This is a genomic window from Pseudomonas sp. M5A4_2d (genome assembly GCF_053345295.1).
Map to the genome: position 1 here is coordinate 111,417 of NZ_JBKEZW010000013.1, position 18,411 is coordinate 129,827.

General features: G+C 60.8%; 21 protein-coding genes. 11 read left to right on the top strand and 10 right to left on the bottom strand.

What is annotated here, in order from left to right; all coding sequences use genetic code 11:
* Positions 1-6: 6 nt before the first annotated feature.
* The gene (gene tssA / locus ACLBW8_RS25560; protein ID WP_447806611.1) at positions 7-1,560 is read right to left on the bottom strand and encodes a type VI secretion system protein TssA; all 1,554 of its coding nucleotides are present in this window, start codon (positions 1,558-1,560) and stop codon (positions 7-9) included.
* Positions 1,561-2,037: 477 nt separating this feature from the next.
* Between tssA and ACLBW8_RS25565 the strand changes: the two genes are divergently transcribed.
* A complete protein-coding gene (locus tag ACLBW8_RS25565) occupies positions 2,038-2,553 on the top strand; it encodes an Hcp family type VI secretion system effector (protein ID WP_053256396.1) in 516 nt (171 codons plus the stop codon).
* A 57-nt stretch (positions 2,554-2,610) separates the two neighbouring features.
* Here the strand turns inward: ACLBW8_RS25565 and ACLBW8_RS25570 are convergent, their stop codons facing one another.
* Positions 2,611-3,432, bottom strand: coding sequence for an aldo/keto reductase (locus ACLBW8_RS25570; RefSeq protein WP_447806612.1), 822 nt, complete (start codon positions 3,430-3,432; stop codon positions 2,611-2,613).
* Positions 3,433-3,538: 106 nt separating this feature from the next.
* On the opposite strand from ACLBW8_RS25570, the gene ACLBW8_RS25575 reads away from it, so the two are divergent.
* The gene (locus ACLBW8_RS25575; RefSeq protein WP_262667713.1) at positions 3,539-4,033 is read left to right on the top strand and encodes a DUF1543 domain-containing protein; all 495 of its coding nucleotides are present in this window, start codon (positions 3,539-3,541) and stop codon (positions 4,031-4,033) included.
* A gap of 4 nt (positions 4,034-4,037) precedes the next feature.
* Here ACLBW8_RS25575 and ACLBW8_RS25580 read toward each other — a convergent pair whose 3' ends face one another.
* A complete protein-coding gene (locus ACLBW8_RS25580) occupies positions 4,038-4,583 on the bottom strand; it encodes an N-acetyltransferase family protein (RefSeq protein ID WP_447806613.1) in 546 nt (181 codons plus the stop codon).
* 122 nt (positions 4,584-4,705) lie between these two features.
* Between ACLBW8_RS25580 and ACLBW8_RS25585 the strand changes: the two genes are divergently transcribed.
* On the top strand, positions 4,706-5,119 hold the full coding sequence (locus ACLBW8_RS25585) for a hypothetical protein (RefSeq protein ID WP_447806614.1): 414 nt from the start codon (positions 4,706-4,708) through the stop codon (positions 5,117-5,119).
* Between the two features lie 5 nt (positions 5,120-5,124).
* Here the strand turns inward: ACLBW8_RS25585 and ACLBW8_RS25590 are convergent, their stop codons facing one another.
* Positions 5,125-6,333 (bottom strand): TPM domain-containing protein, encoded by a 1,209-nt coding sequence (locus ACLBW8_RS25590; protein WP_447806615.1) that lies wholly within the window; start codon positions 6,331-6,333, stop codon positions 5,125-5,127.
* A 133-nt stretch (positions 6,334-6,466) separates the two neighbouring features.
* On the opposite strand from ACLBW8_RS25590, the gene ACLBW8_RS25595 reads away from it, so the two are divergent.
* On the top strand, positions 6,467-7,279 hold the full coding sequence (locus ACLBW8_RS25595) for an alpha/beta fold hydrolase (protein WP_447806616.1): 813 nt from the start codon (positions 6,467-6,469) through the stop codon (positions 7,277-7,279).
* A complete protein-coding gene (locus ACLBW8_RS25600; RefSeq protein WP_447806617.1) occupies positions 7,269-8,402 on the top strand; it encodes an ATP-binding protein in 1,134 nt (377 codons plus the stop codon). The genes ACLBW8_RS25595 and ACLBW8_RS25600 overlap by 11 nt, the downstream gene beginning before the upstream one ends.
* Here the strand turns inward: ACLBW8_RS25600 and dapF are convergent.
* Positions 8,399-9,202, bottom strand: coding sequence for a diaminopimelate epimerase (dapF, locus tag ACLBW8_RS25605; protein WP_447806618.1), 804 nt, complete (start codon positions 9,200-9,202; stop codon positions 8,399-8,401). The two genes, ACLBW8_RS25600 and dapF, sit on opposite strands and share 4 nt — an antisense overlap.
* Before the next feature lie 109 nt (positions 9,203-9,311).
* Here dapF and ACLBW8_RS25610 point away from each other — a divergent pair, with 109 nt between their 5' ends.
* Complete coding sequence (locus ACLBW8_RS25610; RefSeq protein WP_447806619.1) at positions 9,312-10,352, top strand: alginate lyase family protein; 1,041 nt, start codon at positions 9,312-9,314, stop codon at positions 10,350-10,352.
* A 42-nt stretch (positions 10,353-10,394) separates the two neighbouring features.
* A complete protein-coding gene (locus tag ACLBW8_RS25615; RefSeq protein ID WP_064452099.1) occupies positions 10,395-10,892 on the top strand; it encodes an AAA family ATPase in 498 nt (165 codons plus the stop codon).
* On the opposite strand, the gene ACLBW8_RS25620 is transcribed toward ACLBW8_RS25615, so the two are convergent.
* On the bottom strand, positions 10,889-12,475 hold the full coding sequence (locus ACLBW8_RS25620) for a L,D-transpeptidase family protein (protein WP_447806620.1): 1,587 nt from the start codon (positions 12,473-12,475) through the stop codon (positions 10,889-10,891). The two genes, ACLBW8_RS25615 and ACLBW8_RS25620, sit on opposite strands and share 4 nt — an antisense overlap.
* 40 nt (positions 12,476-12,515) lie before the next feature.
* Between ACLBW8_RS25620 and ACLBW8_RS25625 the strand changes: the two genes are divergently transcribed.
* A complete protein-coding gene (locus ACLBW8_RS25625; protein ID WP_064452097.1) occupies positions 12,516-13,229 on the top strand; it encodes a murein L,D-transpeptidase catalytic domain family protein in 714 nt (237 codons plus the stop codon).
* A gap of 30 nt (positions 13,230-13,259) precedes the next feature.
* On the top strand, positions 13,260-14,006 hold the full coding sequence (locus ACLBW8_RS25630) for a creatininase family protein (RefSeq protein ID WP_064452096.1): 747 nt from the start codon (positions 13,260-13,262) through the stop codon (positions 14,004-14,006).
* Positions 14,007-14,072: 66 nt separating this feature from the next.
* On the opposite strand, the gene ACLBW8_RS25635 is transcribed toward ACLBW8_RS25630, so the two are convergent.
* Entirely contained in the window at positions 14,073-14,414 is a 342-nt protein-coding gene (locus ACLBW8_RS25635) for a hypothetical protein (RefSeq protein ID WP_128590602.1), read from the bottom strand.
* A 45-nt stretch (positions 14,415-14,459) separates the two neighbouring features.
* On the bottom strand, positions 14,460-15,104 hold the full coding sequence (locus ACLBW8_RS25640; protein WP_447806621.1) for an ATPase: 645 nt from the start codon (positions 15,102-15,104) through the stop codon (positions 14,460-14,462).
* Positions 15,105-15,247: 143 nt separating this feature from the next.
* Here ACLBW8_RS25640 and ACLBW8_RS25645 point away from each other — a divergent pair, with 143 nt between their 5' ends.
* The gene (locus ACLBW8_RS25645; RefSeq protein WP_447806622.1) at positions 15,248-15,523 is read left to right on the top strand and encodes a hypothetical protein; all 276 of its coding nucleotides are present in this window, start codon (positions 15,248-15,250) and stop codon (positions 15,521-15,523) included.
* Here ACLBW8_RS25645 and yfcF read toward each other — a convergent pair.
* On the bottom strand, positions 15,498-16,130 hold the full coding sequence (gene yfcF / locus ACLBW8_RS25650; protein WP_447806623.1) for a glutathione transferase: 633 nt from the start codon (positions 16,128-16,130) through the stop codon (positions 15,498-15,500). The genes ACLBW8_RS25645 and yfcF overlap by 26 nt on opposite strands.
* Before the next feature lie 176 nt (positions 16,131-16,306).
* Here yfcF and ACLBW8_RS25655 point away from each other — a divergent pair, with 176 nt between their 5' ends.
* Entirely contained in the window at positions 16,307-17,746 is a 1,440-nt protein-coding gene (locus ACLBW8_RS25655; protein ID WP_447806624.1) for a hypothetical protein, read from the top strand.
* Here ACLBW8_RS25655 and ACLBW8_RS25660 read toward each other — a convergent pair.
* The gene (locus ACLBW8_RS25660) at positions 17,743-18,285 is read right to left on the bottom strand and encodes a DUF924 family protein (RefSeq protein WP_447806625.1); all 543 of its coding nucleotides are present in this window, start codon (positions 18,283-18,285) and stop codon (positions 17,743-17,745) included. The two genes, ACLBW8_RS25655 and ACLBW8_RS25660, sit on opposite strands and share 4 nt — an antisense overlap.
* Positions 18,286-18,411 lie beyond the last annotated feature (126 nt).

Genomic DNA, 18,411 nt, shown 5'->3' on the forward strand with positions numbered 1-18,411 from the left:
GAAAGCCTATTCAAGTACCGCTTCAACATCGAAGTGGCACAGCCTTCGGTGGGTATCTTCCTTACGCTCACGTACGGTTTGGCTTTGCGGCAAAAGCTCGCAACAGCGGTACAAAAGCTGTGCTACGTGGAGGGCCAGCTCCGGCTCCCAGCGATCCAGCCCCGCACGCTGCAGTTCATGATCCAGGCCTTCGAGCTGCACCTTCGCCAGCTCTTGCTTGCCCGCCAATACACACAACCGAGCCAGGGCCAGCCGCCAATGAAAACGAGCTCGTTCGCTGCGAGCGGCGTGCATGCCCTGCTTGAGTTCGCACACCGCCGCCTTGAGGCCGTCCTTGCGTAACGTAGGCATAACGTCATGCAGGGCTGCTTCCCAGGGTTCGGCTTTGGCATCAACGACCACGCCGGACGGCGCAGAGGGTTGTAAGTGGCGAGCGACGTGCAAAGTGATCCAGTCGTGGGTGGCGCTATCAGCAAACGGCACGCCGTCGTGGAACCTGAACTCAGGCAGATGTGGCAAACGCTGCAGTAACAGCGCAAAGCTCACTTCCAGTTCGGTCATTGCCAGGGTGGCCTGCAGGGCTTCAAGGCACTCCCAGACCCTGCGCAAACCGTCAAACCAGAACAATGCGCCTGCCAGGCTGGTCTCAAGTTCAAATAACAGTTCACCGTATTGCCCCTGGGCAAAACGCTCCTCGTAGCGTTTGAGCTTGTCGGGCGCCGGGCCACGAAGAACCGTGAGCCGCTCGCTGTCAGCGTCCGGGTAGCCGTTGAGTGCCAGCCAGGTCAGTGTCCGGCTAAGGCGCAAGGCGCGCAGGTCGGTGGCATTCTGGCGCAGCCACCAGGTACACAAGGGGCGGGCTTGTTCCTGCAATGTGCGCAGTAACTTATGCGCCTCTTTTTCGTTTTCTACCGAAGGCTCGGGGCTCAGCAACCGGGTCGCCGCATGCTTGACCTGAGCCATCACGCCGGTTGAACCCACAACATGGGCCTCACCTTGCTCAGCATGCGCCAACCGCTGCGCCAATTGCCGGCGCATGGGCAACAGCAGCGGAGCCTCATCACTCATGCGCGCAGACCAGAGATCATCAAGGCGTGTCAGGTGCTCAAGCATGCAGCGGAACAATGGCTGCTGATCCTTGAGCGGCAAGCTTTGCGCAAGCAACTGCTCAAGACGCTGTACCAACCAGCCAAATGCTGCGCCACGGGTACGCAGCTTTTCGGGATAGGCAACCGCCCAATGGTGCTCACAGAGATGACGCAACAACCCCAGACCCGCCAACAGGCCAGGGAAAGATTCACGCTGATATAACGCCCAGGTCAACCAGGCAGCCACACGTAAATCCTTGGTGTGCTGGCGCAGCAGACACTCACTGACTTGCGTGACTTTGTGCCAGTCCGGCTGAGCAGTGAGATGAATCGATTGCAGCTTGCCAAACTCAGACTCAAGGGCTTCATATTCACTCGAAAAACGCATATCGCTGCCCGCAAAGTTAATGTGCGAGCAAGGCAATAAAGCAAGTTCAAGGTAATAAGCACACAAAGCGCCTGAATAAACCATTTTGAGCCATGCACCTTATAAAAAATAAAATCCGCCGAACCAAGCACACTTATGCGCATAACTAAACGCTGTCTTAACCGCACTCATCCTTCCACGATGCTTGCAAACCTTAGCCATGCATAAAACATTCAGCAAGCATCAACCCTGCACTTAAGGAATTTCCTACACCCTCCGCAAACAAAGACCTGCGCATCATTTTGCGCAGCCCAAGCCTGACCAAAAACTTAATTAACCCGCACAACCAACAACCGCACAGAAGAATGACATGAGCAACTTAATGCACACTTCTGCGCAAACTATTTCGCTTAAAACCCAACAGAACCACTGGCCACTTAACGGAAACTATCCCTTTATCACGCCACCCTGCCGCTTTTATTAGGCCGCCTATTTTCAGGCACGCTTTTTGTTATAGGCATTTGCCCGCCCGGCACGAACGCCGCAGGGAACTACCTCAACTACCAGACAAGGAAACCCGTCATGCCAACACCCGCGTATCTTTCAATCACCGGTGTCAAACAAGGTCTGATCACGGCAGGCACTTTTACTCAGGACTCGGTAGGCAACATTTACCAGGAAGGCCATGAAGACCAGATACTGGTCCAGGCATTTGCTCATCAGGTGATTATTCCCCGTGATCCGCAGTCTGGTCAGCCAACGGGCCAGCGGGTTCATAAACCGTTGATGATCAGCAAGGTCTTCGATAAATCATCACCTCTGCTGTTCAGCGCGTTGACCAGCGGCGAAGAAGTCAAATGCCGGCTGGAGTGGTTCCGTACCTCTTCGGCTGGAACCCAGGAGCACTACTTCACCATCGAGCTCGAAGGGGCAACCATCGTGGATATTCAGTCGCGCATGCCCAACTGCCAGGCGCCTGAAAACGCGCACTTCACGCATTTGGAAGACGTGCACTTCACCTATCGCAAGATCATCTGGACTCACGAGGTGGCAGGTACTTCCGGCTCTGATGACTGGCGTAGCCCGGTCGCCGGCTAACCCGGGGGGATGCAGGAATCGGCGCCATGGAGGGCGCCGGTTCTGCCAGGCAAGCTGTTACACCATCGACAGCGGATGCTTGCGCTTGGGTGCGCCAAACACACGGTCGATGGCATCCAGATCGTGCTCGTCCAGCACCAGTTTCGCGGCGCTGGCGTTGAGCCGCACATGCTCGGGACTCACTGCCTTGGGGATCGCAATCACGCCCTCTTGGCGCAGTACCCAGGCTAGGGCGATTTGTGCGGGTGTGGCCTCATGTCGATGGGCAATCTGCTTGAGCGTCGGGCTGGACAGTAGCTCGCCGCCCTGGGCGATTGGGCAGTACGCCATCAACGGCAAATGGTGCTGTTGCCACCATGGCAGGAGGTCGAACTCGATACCACGCTCTTCGATGTTGTAGAGCACCTGGTTGGTGGCACAGGCTGGAGAGGCGAGTTCCTGCAGGTCGGCGACGTCAAAGTTGGAAACACCCCAACGGCCGATCTTGCCCGCCTCGCGCAGACGCTCGAAGGCTTCGACGGTTTCTTCAAGCGGGTACTGGCCGCGCCAATGCAACAGGTACAAGTCAATGTAGTCGGTGCCAAGGCGCTGAAGGCTGGCGTCACAGGCACGGGGAACGCCCTTGTGGCTGGCATTGTGAGGGTAGATTTTACTGACCAGGAACACCTGATCGCGCTTGCCGCGAATGGCCTCGCCGACCACTTCCTCGGCGCCGCCTTCACCATACATTTCGGCGGTGTCGATCAAGGTCATGCCCTCATCGATACCCAGTTGTAACGCGGCGACTTCGGCGCTGCGCAGGTCCGGGTTTTCGCCCATTCGCCAGGTTCCCTGGCCGATGACAGGGACGGGAACACCGGCCAGATCAATGGTACGCATAACAACCTCCTGATGAGTTCGCGGATTAACAGTGTGGCACTGACCGGACAAAAGGGTTCAATCGAAGTATGGTTAGCCTTTTCCAAGTCGCCAGGACGGACCTGCAATGCTGTTTGTCGTCATGCTCGGGGGCAAGCACCCACGGGCTAAAATCGAAGTTCACGATGTGGTATTCGCAGTGGCGGACACACTGCAACACACCTACGCACAATTACGCGACGGCTGGTTCGGCAGCCCGAAGGGTGTGCACATCGATGCGTGGATGGCCGTCGATGGCGTCGACGGCTGGAAAGTCGAACTCAGCCAGATGGCGCCACCTGCCGGTGCGCATCACCTGTACTTCATCAACCTCGGCGGCTATGAAACCCACGCTTTTGGCGAGGCCCATCATTACCTGCTGGTGGTCGCCCGTGACAAGCAGGAAGCCAAGCGCAAGGGGCAGCGGCAGATGTTGCAGCACTGGTCCCAGGCCCACACCGATGGCGTGATGGATATTGACGACTGCCTGCCCATTGATCTGGTGGACGGTCGTTATGTTCACCTGGTGCAAGGCTCGCACCAGCCGATCATCCAGCAGAACGCCTACATCATCCTGCCGTGAGCCCTCACGCGTTGGGCATCAGGGCTTTACCAAACAGGCGATTCCCATGGGTTTCCCCCTGAAAGGTATACGTCGGTGAACCCAGCACCTCATAACCGCGCCGAGGGTAAAAACCCAACGCGCGTTCATTGTCCACCCACACGGTCGCCCACAATAACGAGGCGCCGCCAAGCTTGGCGCGGTGCTCTGCCGCTTGCAGCAACTGATAGCCAATACCCAGGCCGGTAAATCGCTCCTGGATATACAGGCGTTGCAGTTCGGCAACGTCAGACGCCTTGATCATCGAATGGCTGGCGGTGAGTTTGACCTGAGCAAAGCCAACGAGATGGCCGTTCGACTCAGCCACCACCAGCGAGATGTCTGGCTGCGCCATCAGTTGGGCGATGGTCTGCGGCGCAAAGGCCTGCAGCGCTTCATTGGCAATCGAGCTGCGAATTCCCTGTGTCGCGTAGGTATCCAGAAAAACCTGCATACCCAGCACGCCAATGCATAAGGCGTCCTCGGGAATGGCATTGCGAAGCGTGATTTCCGGGGTGTTGGCAGCAGCCATTGAGCCTCCGTGCTGTGGGGTCCTGAAGATCGACGTTTTACCATGAACACAGGTGACTGCAATTGCCACTGCCAAATTGCCACAGTAGCGTTTATCCCTCGCCCAACCCGCAGGAACCCTGCATGAGCTTTTTTTCCAACCCCGATGCCGTCGCTCGCTACCCCGAGGGGCCTGTGCGCCTGGTGCGGGGTTTCGATGGCTTGCAACACATGACCACCGTGCTGCTGCGCGAACAGGTTCCCGCCACAGGCAATGTGCTAGTGCTGGGCGCTGGGGGCGGCTTGGAGTTGAAACGGTTTGCCGACGCAGAACCGAGCTTGCGTTTTGTAGGCGTTGAAGCGCTATGCGGCGTTTGCAGTGGACTCGGGGGTGCCGGCGGCGGATGCCGAACGGCGATTACGGCGATCAGTGCCCGACTGCCGGTGCTGTCACCCGAGCAGGATGCAGCCCTGATGCAGGACGCCGGGTTCGAAGACGTGGAACTGTTCTACGCAGGCTTCAGTTTCAACGGATGGGTGGGCTACAAGCCACGCTAGCCGCGTTACCAACTGCCCGACGCCCCACCGCCGCCACTGGAACCGCCGCCACCGGACGAACTGCTGTCGGAACTTGAGCTACTGGAACTTGAGCTGCTGTCGCTCGAACCGCTGCCGCCGCCTGAGCTTGAACTTGCAATGCTCTGCACAAAGAGAATAAACGCTGCGAAAGAGGCCACCGGTATCGCGACTATCCAGCCCTGGTAACCGCGCCCCAATAGCCAACCGGCCATCACATAAATCGCCACGACCACCAAGGCACGTACGAGAAAGAAGCGCGGGCTGTTTTTCCAGGACGCCTTGATGACGAAAAACAGCCCCGCGTACAGGCCCAGAATCAAAGCGCCGCCTAATGGCCATACCAGCCAATGGATCAAGCTGACGTCCATAAACCGATCCGCCACCAATACCCCGACGATGTAAGCCAGCAGCCCGATTACGCTGTAAAACACCGCGCGCGCCATCCACAGCGCACCGAAGGTCGCACCACCAATCAACAGGGTCAGCGGCAAGATCAACAGATAGATCGGCCAGTCCCGGCCGCCACCATAAATCGCCAGTAGCACCGTCACCACCAGCGTGGCAATCAACGCCAGGCGCCAGTGCAGTTTGCCGGCAGCGATCAGCACACCGCCAACGGCACCGGCGATGAACGCCAGCAACACCGCGATCGCTTGAGGATTAAACCCCGGCTCGGCCACGTTGGGCAGGTCGCCTCCGTCTACCAGAACCGTCAGATCGTTGACCGCCTGTTGAATCCCGCCCACGTAGTCGCCCTGGCGAAACGCCGGGGTAATGTGTTCTTCGATAATGCGGTGCGCCAGCAGGTCAGTGACGGTGCCTTCCAGGCCGTAGCCCACTTCGATGCGCACCTTGTGGTCACTCTTGGCGACCACCAGCAGGATGCCGTCATTGACGTCCTTGCGCCCCAGTTTCCAGGCGCGGAACAGTTGGTTGGCGAAGTCTTCGATGCTCGCGCCGCCGGTGGTGGGCACCAGCAGCACGGCAACTTGCGCACCTTTGCGTTGCTCCAGTGCAGCGAGCTGAGATTTCAGGCGATCGGTGGTGCCGGTGTCCAGCGTGTTGGTAAGGTCGATCACCCGCTGGTCGAGGGTCACCTTGATTGGCGAGGTGTCGGCCAGGGCCGTGTTGAACAGGCCAACAAATAGTAAGGCCAGCAGACTCAAAACAGATTGCCGCAAAAACAGCCTCATACTTTGTTACCTAAAATTTCTTCCTGAAGGCACTGACTTTACCTTATCGGCGCTATAACGCGTGACCCCGCGCCTGTGACTATTTAAACTGCTCATTACGCCAACATAGCAAAATGCCACCTATGAGAACGCCATGAACCTGAAACATCGCAACAACGTCAGTGTGATGGGCAGCGGGTCGGCGACCCTGGTGTTCTCCCATGGTTTCGGCTGCAATCAGGCGATGTGGAATTACCTCGCGCCGCCATTCATCGACCGCTTTCGCGTGGTGCTTTATGACCTCGTCGGCGCCGGGTTGTCGGATGTCAGTGCGTTCGACAAGGCCAAATACAGTGCGCTGGATGGCTACGCCCACGACTTGAACGAGATTATCGACGCCTTCGCCAGCGGCCCGGTGATTCTGGTCAGCCATTCGGTCAGTGCCATGATTGGCACCCTCGCCGACCGCCTCGCGCCCGGCCGTATCGCCGCCCATGTGATGATCGGCCCTTCGCCACGCTACATTGATGACGTGGATTATGTCGGTGGTTTCAAGCGCAGTGATATCGACGACCTGCTCGACACCCTCGACAGCAACTACCTTGGCTGGTCCAGCACCATGGCCCCGGTGATCATGGGCGCCCCCGGGCAACCAGGGTTGAGCGCCGAACTCAGCGACAGTTTCTGCCGCACCGAACCCGATATCGCCAAGCAATTTGCGCGAGTGACCTTCATGTCCGATAACCGTCAGGACGTGGCCGGCCTGACCACGCCCGTATTGATCCTGCAATCGAGCGACGATCTGATCGCCCCGGTAGTCGTGGGTGAGTACCTGCACGGCGTGCTCCCCAACAGCACTTTTTGCCTGGTAGACAACGTCGGCCATTGCCCGCACATGAGCGCGCCGCAGGCCTGCGCGGCGGCAATGGAAAATTTCCTGGGGCCGTGGGTGGCCCATGCCGGCTGATCTGTTCGACAGCGCCGCCTGTGCCCTCGCCGTCACCGCTGAGGACGGCACGATCCTGCGGGCCAACGCACGACTCGGGGAATGGCTGGGGTTGAGCAACGCCGAATTGCATGGGCGGCGCTTCCAGGACCTGCTGACCATGGGCGGGCGAATTTTTCACCAGACCCACCTGGCGCCGATGTTGCGCATGCATGGCAGTGTCAGCGAGGTAAAGCTCGACATGCTGCACCGCGATGGGCACAAGGTGACCGTCCTGCTCAACGCCAGCAAGCGCGAACAGGCTGACGCTGTGGTGCATGACCTGGCGTTGTTCGGCACCACCGACCGCGACAAGTACGAACGCGAGCTGCTCAATGCGCGCAAGCTCGCCGAAGCCTTGCTGCAACAAAGAACCACTGCCGAAATGGCGCTGCAGCAGGCCCAGGCCGAGCTGAGCGAAGCCTATGCAGTCGCCCAGCGCCGTGCCTTGTTTGCCGAGCAGATGATGGCGATTGTCAGCCACGACTTGAAGAACCCCCTCACGGCCATCCGTATGGCGTCCGACTTTCTCAGTCGTAGCGAGCGCACGTCCAAGGAACGCCAGTTGCTGGGCCATATCGCCCAGTCGTCCGAGCGCGCCCAGCGGATGATCGCCGACTTGCTTGACTTCACCCAGGCCAGGGTCGGACACGGCATCAGCATCAAGACCACCTCTGTGGACCTGCACGCGGTGATTCAACACGCCGTCGATGAACTGCGCATGGCTTTCCCCAATGCCACGTTGAAGCACCACACCGAAGGCACGGGAGTTGCGTGCCTGGATGCCGACCGTGTGCAGCAGGTCATCGGCAACCTGGTCGCCAACAGCGTGGCGTATGGCGACTTACTCATGCCGATCACCATCACCTCGCGCCTGGCCGACAATGGCTGCGAAGTGGCGGTACACAACTACGGTGCGGTGATTCCTGAAACCCTGCTGGCCGGGCTGTTCGAGCCCATGACCCGTGGCACCGACCAGGGCAGCGAGGTGCGCAGCGTGGGCTTGGGCCTGTATATCGTGCGCGAACTGGCCAAGGCGCACGGTGGCGATGTGGCAGTGAGTTCCTGCGAGAACACCGGTACAACCTTTACCGTGACGTTCTAGAGCACGTAGGCCGCGCCCTGCATGATCGGCTCCACGCTGCCGGTCAGGATCACGCCGCCCTGCCCGTCCCACTGCACGGTGACCGCCCCGCCGTCGCACTGCACGTGCACCGTATCATCGAGCAACCCGCGCCGGATCCCATTGACCACCGCCCCGCAGCAGCACGAACCGGAGCCCAGCGGCACGCCACCGCCACGCTCCCAGATGCGCAGGCGGATATGCCGACGGTCCAGCACCTGCACGAAATGCACATTGGTCTTGGCCGGGAACAACGGATGAGTTTCCAGCGCCGCGCCCTGGGCCGCCACATCAAAGGCGCTGAGGTCATCCACGAAATACGTGCAGTGCGGGTTGCCCATGCTGCACGCCGCAGGCGCGCCGTCGATGGGCAAGGTGCGGGTGTCCATTGCCTCGGCCAGCGGCACTGCCGACCAGTCCAGTGAAGGGGCGCCCATATTCACTGACACCTGCTGCCCCGCCGCCCGCACACAGGTCAACAAGCCCCGGTCGGTGCGCAATACCACCGACTGACGGCCGGTTTCATGCATCAAGCGGTCGGCCACGCCCCGGGTGGCGCTGCCGCAGGTTTGCAGCAGTGTGCCATTGGGGTTCCAGAACTTGATACGCGCGGCGGCGTCGGTGCAGTCGAGTACCACAGCCAGTTGGTTGAAACCGATGCCGGTATGGCGGTCACCCAGGCGACGGGCGACCTGCGCGGTAATCGGGTCGTCCTGACCGCGGCGGTCGATGATGATGAAATCGTCGCCATGGGCATGCATCTTCACGAAGGGCAAGGTCATGGGCTGTCCTGGATTCGAGCAGGGTTGGCAGGCAAGCATACGGGAGTTTCATCAACCCCGATTCGGCTGCATGCTAGCGTGGGCGCGATCCCGTCCGGCAGAGCCCGCCATGAAAACCACCACCGTCGCCTTAACCGCACTGCTGGCCGTGCTTTCCCACGCGGCCATGGCGGCTGCGCAAACACCGAACCTGTGCCAGCCAGCCGCTTCGAACTCGACGGCCAAAGCGCTGCTGGCCGCCGCCCAACGGCACCTGGCCGACCCGCCCGCGCCGTTGCCCCATTTACACACCGAGGGCACGCTGCCAAACCAGGGCATCCGCGCGCAAAGCATCGCCGCCGAGAAAGACTGGCCGGTGATGCGCCAGGCGGCGCTGGCCTGGCGGTTGAGCGGCGACCCGCGTTACCTCAAGCAAGTCGACGACTACCTCGCCGCATGGGCCGACGTGTATCAGCCGGACTTCAACCCCATCGACGAAACCAACCTCGATATGCTGATCAATGCCTACGCGCTGACTGCCGATCACTTGCGCCTGGAAACCCGCGCGGCCAGCCGTCGCTTGATCAGCACGCTGGGCAACGGCTATATCGCGCATATCCAGCAATTCCATGGGCAGAAAAGAGGTACCCAGACCAATAACTGGCAGAGCCATCGCGTCAAGTTGGTCACCGTGGCCGCCGCCGCCCTCGGCGACCAGGCCATGCTCGAGCAAGCCCATCAATTATTTAAACAGCAGGTTGCCGACAACATCCTGCCCGACGGTTCGGTCACCGACTTCCAGGACCGTGACGCCCTGCATTACGTGGTCTACGACCTTGAGCCCCTGGTGCAAGCCGCGCTGGCGGCCAAGCCCTACGGTGGCGACTGGCTGAACCTCAAGGCCAATGGTGCATCCCTGGGCGCCGCGCTGGACTGGCTGGTGCCCTATGCCAATGGTCAACGTAGCCATCAGGAGTTCGTGCACACCCACGTGCAGTTCGACAAAGACCGCGCCGCCGTGGGCGAAGCCGGTTACAGCGGCACCTGGGAACCCAAAAGCAGCGCGACGCTGTTCTGGCTGGCCGCGCAACTGGACAAGCGCTACCTGCCCACGGCGACGCAATTGGCAGCGCACCCGGCAGACTGGATCAGCGCCTGCTATTTGCAGTAAGCGCGGCTAGACTGGCCGGGTTCTCTCTTCAAAGGATTGACCATGCTTATTGTATTCAGCGGCCTGCCTGGCACCGGTAAAACCACGATTGCCCGTGAACTGGCGCGGCGCACCCGCGCGGTGTACCTGCGCATCGATGTGATCGAGCAGGCGCTGCGGGAGTCGGCGGTACTGGCCGGCGATGTCGGCGCCAGCGGCTACAGCGTGGCAAATGCGCTGGCGTTGAGCAATTTGCGCTTGGGGCAGACGGTGATTGCGGACGGCGTGAACCCGGTCAAGGAAAGCCGGGATGCGTGGAAAGCCGTGGCGGCGGCAGCCGATGTTGAGTGGGTGAATATCCAGGTGGTGTGTTCTGATCAACACGAACACCAACGCCGGGTGGAAAGCCGCGCTGGGGATATTCCCGGGCTGGTACCTCCCACTTGGCAATCCGTCTCAGCGCATGAGTACGAGGCCTGGGAAGAACAGCCGTTGACGCTCGACACCGCGCTGATGACAGCGGATCAGGCTGTCACCCGGATCTTGGCGCATATTGCTTAGAGCAATGCCCCCATCGCCTTCATCAACACCGGGTCACGCCCATAAATATCCGGTGCGTACAGCAGCCCGCCCTGGCGGTCGACCTCCACTGTCCAGTAACCCAACAGCACCGGCACGGGCGTGGCCAGCCGGAATTCATGGGTCACGCCGGTAGCCAGCAACTCATCGGTGCGCGTGCGTTCGGCCGGGGTTACCAGTAAGTCGCGCAGCAGCATGGGCTGCTCAACCCGCACACACCCCGAACTGAACGCGCGCGGGCCTTTGGTGAACAATGGCTGGCTCGGCGTGTCATGCAGGTAGACCGAGTACGGGTTGGGAAAGCGCATCACGATCTTGCCCAGCGGGTTGCGCGGGCCAGCTTCCTGGCGCAGGAGAATATTACCGGGGCGCGACCAATCCACCTGGTCGGCCGTGAGTGGGTGACCTTGGGCATCGAGCACTTGCAGGTTTTGTTGGCGCAGGTATTCGGGGTTGAGGCGGATGGCCGGGAGCTTGTCCTCACGCATGATGGTAGGCGGGATGGTCCAGGTGGGGTTGAGCGTCAGCCGGGTAATCCGTGACTTGAGCAACGGCGTCTGACGCTCGGCCCGCCCGACTTGCAAGCGGGTTTGCCACACCGGCATACCGCTCTGATAAACACTCAGTTGTGCGGCCGCGACGTTGACCACCACCCCTTCGGGCTCCAGGTCCTGGGCCAGCCAACGGAAACGCTCGAGGTTGATGCGCAACTGGTCGCGGCGCATCGCCGGGCTGATGTTGAGCTCGGCCACGGTGCCTGCACCGATCACACCGTCTGCCTGCAACGAGTGGCTGAGCTGGAAGGCCTTGACCGCCTTGACCAGCTCGTCACGGTATTGCGTGCCGTTGCCGGCTGGCACTTTGGCCAGGTACCCGCCGTTGTAAAGGCGCCGCGCCAGTTCGGGCACACGCGGGTCTTCCATGCCGGGACGCAGCAACGGGCCGCCGGCGACCGGACCCCAATGGGGCAAAGGTTGCAGGCGCACGGTGGCGTACGTACTGCGCAAACTGCGGTAGAGATCGGCGCTGGGGCGCGCCTGGTCAAACGCCTGGGCCAGGTCGTGCAGGCCAGTCGCGGCGAAGGCCAGCACTTCGGTATTGGGGTCATGGAGCGGTGGTTGGGAATGCCACAGTGGCTCGAATCGCGACTGCTGCAAACGCCCGTAGTGCAAGTCCTGCAGGGCTTGCAGGTATTGCTGGCTGGTGCCGATATCGCTGCACAGCACGTTGGCCGTGGCGTCTGTTGCGGGCAGGCTATAGTGGGTGGGGTCCAGGCCGTCGTCAGCCAGCATCCGCAATTGGGCTTGCAAGGCTTGGCGGCGATCATCGGCTGACCACAGCGGACTATCACCCTGCTGCTGGTAAAACGCTTGCAGGCGCAATTGGGCCGCTGCGTCTATTTGTGGGGCAAGGCCTGGGCACACGCTGGGTAACTGCGCGAGGGCCTGTTGCATCGGGCTGATTGAAACGGGCGGCACAGCGTCCACCGGCAGCTCATCAGCTGTCGCGACCAGTGGTGCAACGAGCAGGCAAATGCTCAAGTAACATGCGTGTTTTTTGAACAATTGACTTAACTCCAACCCACAGCGGGGGGATGTACTGTAGATGCTGACTTTTATAGGCCGCTTCGGTTTGATCACCGTGACCCTGGCTACGCTGAGCAATGTTGCGCTCGCCGCCAATCCCACGTCTCCTTCTTTGTATAGCAGCCTGGCGCGCTCGGCTCCAGAACTCAATCCCACCGTACTGAAAAGCGCCTTGAGCGCGGTGCAGTGCGCAGTCAATAACGGCGAGGAACGCTCGGATCGCCTGGCCGTTATTGACTACTCCCAGCCCTCTACCGCTCGTCGGCTATGGATCTTCGATTTACGCAAAAAAACCCTGGTACTGCGCGACCTGGTGGCTCACGGCGCCAAATCCGGGGAAAACTTCGCCACCCAGTTCTCTAACCTCGAAGGCAGCCACCAATCCAGCCTGGGCTTGTTCCGCACCCAGGAAAGTTACCTCGGCGCCCACGGTTACTCGTTGCGCATGGACGGCCTGGAGCCGGGTTTCAATGACCAGGCCCGCGACCGCGCACTGGTGATTCATGCCGCCGACTACGTCAACTCGGCGTGGAGCAAGCGCGAAGGCCGTATCGGCCGCAGCCAAGGCTGCCCTGCCGTGCGCCCGCAAGTGGCGCGCCAGGTGGTAGACAAACTCAAGGATGGGCAGTTCATGTTCTCCTGGTACCCGGACCAGCGCTGGTTGAAGTCGTCGACCTACCTCAACTGCAAGCCCCAACAAGTGGCGAGTAGTCGTACAATCCGTGGTGGTTAGCCTGTCCCCACCGATAAAAGAGAGCGTCGCATGCTTCTACATAAATCCACCTGGATCGAGATCGGCCAGTTTCTGGAGCGCAGCCGCACGGTGGTGATCCCCATCGGCTCCAACGAGCAGCACGGCCCCACCGGCCTGTTGGGCACTGACTGGATGTGCCCGGAGATCATCGCCCATGAGGCGCAGCAGAACGCCGACATCCTGATCGCCCCGACCTTCAATATCGGCATGGCCCAGCACCACCTGGGCTTTCCCGGCACCATTTCCCTGCGCCCGTCCACGTTTATTGCCGCTATTGGCGACTGGGTGCGGTCGCTGGCCGGGCACGGTTTCGAGAAGATCCTGTTTCTGAATGGCCACGGCGGCAATATCGCCACCATCGAGGCCGCCTTTTCCGAGCTGTACGCCGAAGCCAGCTATGCCCGCCGCCCGGCCGGGTTCGCGCTGAAACTGGTGAACTGGTGGGATCTGGAAGGCGTCAATGACCTGGCCCACCGCCAATTCCCGGTAGGCCACGGCAGCCATGCCACGCCGTCGGAGATTGCGGTGACGCAGTGGGCCTACCCGGAATCGATCAAGTCCGCCGAGTATTCACCGCAAATCGCCAACACCGGCCCGATTCGCGAAGCGCTGGACTTCCGCGCACGCTTCCCCGATGGTCGCATGGGCTCGGACCCGGCCCTGGCGACGGTGGAAAAAGGCGGTGAGTTGGTGGCGTTGGCGGCTCAAGGGCTGGTCAAGGTTGTCGACAGCTTCAGCAGCGAAGCAAAACCTTAAGCCGTGCGCAAAAAAATGTGGGAGCGGGCTTGCCCGCTCCCACACTGGGTGCTGTGGGGTGTGGCGTTACTTGCAGTCCTGCGCCGCCAACTCAAGCCGCGACGGCTTGAGCGCCGACGCCAGCGGCTTGCGCTCGTACACGAACACCTTGCTGCCCTCTTGGGACTTGTAGGCTTCCAACACATCATCAGCCGCAAATTTGCTGGTCAACACGACTTTGGCGTGGCGCGAATTCTGGGTCACGGTCGAGGTGATGCCGTATTTTTCAAGCTTGGGCAGGACGCACTGCAGATAGCCTTCAGGGGTCTTATCGGTTTGCAACGTCAAGGTCGGAGCATTGGGAGCGGTGATACAACCGGTCAGCAACAAGGAAGCAAAAGCCAGGGCCGGGACGAAAAAAGAGCGCATAAACATTCCTGAAAATAACCAATAGGGTTCACATCAATCCACGCGTCAACCTGCGCGAACCAGGGCCTTGAGCGACACATCAAACTGCTTCAAGGCGTCAAGCTGTACATCGCGCTGCTGTTCAATCTGCGCGGCAATCTCGGGCGCCGCCTTGTCCAGCACCCACACCGACGGCACCTGTTTGAGCACCGAGCCTTCGGCCTTGGCGATGTATTGCAGGTTCGCATCATAAAACCGCGCCACAAAACGCGCTTCGACCACGTCGTTGCGCTGGGTCAGCAGTTGGTTATGGGTATCGAGCACCACCACCACGTCCGGGTGAGCCTGCACCAGCTCATCCAGGCTGCTATAGACAGTCACGATACGAAAAGTGCCCTGCAGCGAGCTCATCAACCAATCAATCGCCAATTCCGGGTCGGAGCTGGTGACGAACGCCTCGCGGATACGCCCGTCGAGGGCATCCTTGGCGCCGTTCATGGCCATGGCGTGGTAGCGTTCAAGGTAGTTGAGGTTGTCGCGGGTGTTTTCGCTGTACAACACACCCACCGATTGCGCGTGCTGCAGGGAGTCTACGCTACCGACGAGTGGCAGCAAATGGCCCGCATGCACATCATCGGCAATGGCCGGGTTGGCCAGCAGCGTTGTGCCGAGCATCAGTATGATTAAACCCAACTGGATCATCGTCCTCATCGCGCATTTCCTTGAATAGCGTCTCGATGGCGTGATTGTCCGCTTTTCGCGAAAAAACAGAACTTGCGATCCTTGATGGTGACTATCATTTGAACCGATAGTGTCGCCTACACCGACCGCTATAAAACTATAAGGACCACGCCATGAAGCCCCACCAGAAAACCTTCGACCGCATCCGCGACGCCGTACTGCCGGAGTTTCGCGAGCGGGTCGCCGATTATCTGGTCGATTATGAACACGTGTTGCAGGACGAAGCGGCGGACGCCGAAAAGCGCTATGCCAGCGCCCAGCAACTGCGCGGTTACCTGCGCGGCTTGAACACGACGCGGGTGCTGGGCATGGCGGATTGGGAAGACCTGGACCGGCGCGTGACCCAGGAATGGCAAGAAACCGCTACAGCGCCGGGCGTTCCAGGTTGACCCATGCCTGCACCGATGGCCGCTGCCACTGGTGCCGGGCGTAGGCGACCAGTTCGTCAGGCACGCTGTCACCGCCCAGGATCAAGCGATTGAGCATCACGGCCAAGTCCACGTCAGCAATGGACCACGCGCCGAGCAGGTTCGTCGGGTTGCCCGCCAACAGCGCCTGCGCCGCATCGATCAACTTGCGCGCCGCCGCTTGCGCCACGGGCGACAACGGCGGGGCCTTTTGCCCGTAAAACACCACCAGGGTCGAGCGCTCCTGGCGAATCGGCAACAGGTCGCTGCGCAACCACGCCTGGACCTGTCGCGCCCTCGCCCGCTGTCTTGGATCTGCCGGGTACACCGCTGTTTCAGGGTAGGCCTGATCCAGGTACTCACAGATCGCCGAAGACTCCGACAGCGCGAAATCTCCCTCCACTAACGTCGGTACGCGTTGGGTCATCGACAGCCGGGCAAACTCCGCGGTCTGGTTGTGCGCCGCTTCAAGATCAAGGCTGACGGTCTCGAAGGCCAGGCCCTTTTCCCGCAAGGTGACGAACACCGACATCGCGTAAGGGCTGGTGAACATTGAATCAACGTAAAGGCGCAGCGGGCCATGGCTCATGAGCAGTCTCCCTGGGTGAGCCCTCACGCTACGAGATCTGCGCCGATAAAGACAATGCAGGGATTTTATGGGGGCATTCCTGGCGGGAATAGCAGCAATGATGGCAAGATCATAGCGATTAGCTACTCTGCGAAATCGGCCCTGCCTTTCGTAGTTCTTCAAGGAATGATCAGCTTATGAAACAAGCAGTTGTCGTCATCCACGGCATCGGCGAACAGCGCCCGATGGACACTTTACGCGGCTTCGTGGAAGCCATGATCCCGACGGACACACCCGGCGGCACTCCGTTCTATTGGAGCAAGCCGGACCGGCTCTCGCGCAATTTCGACCTGCGTGTTCTGAAGTCGTCGGGGCGTACCAGCACGGATTTCTACGAGTATTACTGGGCTCACAAGATGCAAGGCACCAAGGTCGGCCATCTGCTGGGCTGGCTGTGGGATATTTTCAAGCGCCCGCGCCGCGACATTCCCGACGCCATCGTGCCGATCTGGCGCACCACCCGCTGGACAGTGATGGTGCTCCTGCTACTGGTCGCTACCGGTACTCTGGCCACGGCCTGGGGCCAGTTCGATCACAGCGACAACCCCTTCGCACTGGTTCCACTGCTGGTCGGCGCCATCGGCCTGGGGTTGCGCTATTCCGCGCTGTCCTATTTGGGTGACGCGGCCCGCTACCTCAGCCCCAACCCGCAGAACGTAGTGGTGCGCGAACAGATCCGTGCCGATGGCGTGGAGTTGCTGCGCGCCCTGCACAAAAAGGGCGACTACGACCGCATCATCGTCGTCGGCCACAGTTTGGGCAGTGTGATTGCCTACGATATCGTCGGCTATTTGTGGCATGAACATCACGACCAACTGACCCAAGTCATCCCCAGCAACCGCGAACTGGCCAGCCGTTATGCCGACCACGCAGCACTGCAACCGGTGATCAAGGAAGCGCTGCCCAACGCCGGCGCGGCACTCGACGGCAGCCTGGGCAGCACCTTGAGATTTCGCGAGCAGCAGGCCGAAGCGTTTATCGAGCAGCGCGGCCTGGGCAACCCGTGGCGCATCACCGACCTGGTCACCGTCGGCAGCCCGATGGCGCATGCCAGCCTGCTGCTGGGCCGCAGTGTGAGTGACTTCAAAAAACGCATTGAGCGCCGCGAAGCCCCGGCCTGCCCGCCCACCGAGGACACCAAGGGCTACGGCTACAACGCCCGCCAGCCAGTGATGCTCGGCCAAAAACCGTTCACCCCGCAGTACCTGCATCATGCAGCGGCATTTGCCGTGACGCGCTGGACCAATCTCTACTTCCCGGCGCCCTTCGGCCTGTTTGGCGATGTCGTCGGCGGCCCGGTCAAGCCAGTGATGGGCGCAGGCGTGCTCGACCTGCCGGTAACCGTGGGCAAGTGGAAAGGCTGGCTCGCCCGCTCCTGGCTGAGCCACACCCATTACTGGAGCGAGCGCGGCGGCGCCCAGGGCTACCTCGGCACGCTGGGCGAGGATGACCACGCAATCAGCCACGGCCCGCGTCCTTCGGCCACCGAAGCGTTGCGCTGGGCGGTCGACCTCAAGGGCCTGCGGCGCTTTCGTCCAGCGCCCGCCAAGGTCGCGTTGGCGCAGGCCGAAGCCTAGCCTGCGAAGCCACCGGCCTGGAGAAATGCCTGTTCCTGTGGCGTGGTTGGCCTGGCCAGCACCGCGTTGCGATGGGGAAAACGCCCGAACCGTTGGATGATGTTCGCGTGCTCATTGGCCCAGTGGCGGGTGCTGGCATCCAGGTGCTGATTCAACGCCACCGAACGCTGCTGATCCGCCGGGTCTTCCGAATGCTCAAACGGCAAATAACAGAACGCGCGTAGTTCGGGCTCGACAAGCTGGTCGAGCCCGCCCTCGACCATGCGGTGTGCGTACAAACGCGCCAGCGGGTCGGTGGCAAACATATGCGCGGTACCGCGAAACGCATTGCGTGGGTATTGATCCAGCAGGATCAGCAACGCCAGCGCGCCATGGGCTGAACCCAGCCAGCCTTCCAACTCGCGCCGTGCCGCCTGCATGTGGGTCGCGTGAAACCCGTCGCGAAAGGCCGCGTCAAATTCGTCGTCCTTGGCGAACCAGCGCTTGGGCCCGGCCTGCTTCCAGAACTGAATCACCGCCTCGATAGAGTGCCCATTCATGCCTGCCATCTTTCTCTCCACTCAACCTGCCTATTTCATTATCGACGCCGACAGAATCGATTAAGTTTCTCAACCTGAAGCCTTAACCGCTTCGAAACGACCGCGCCACTGCCCATAGGGTGTACC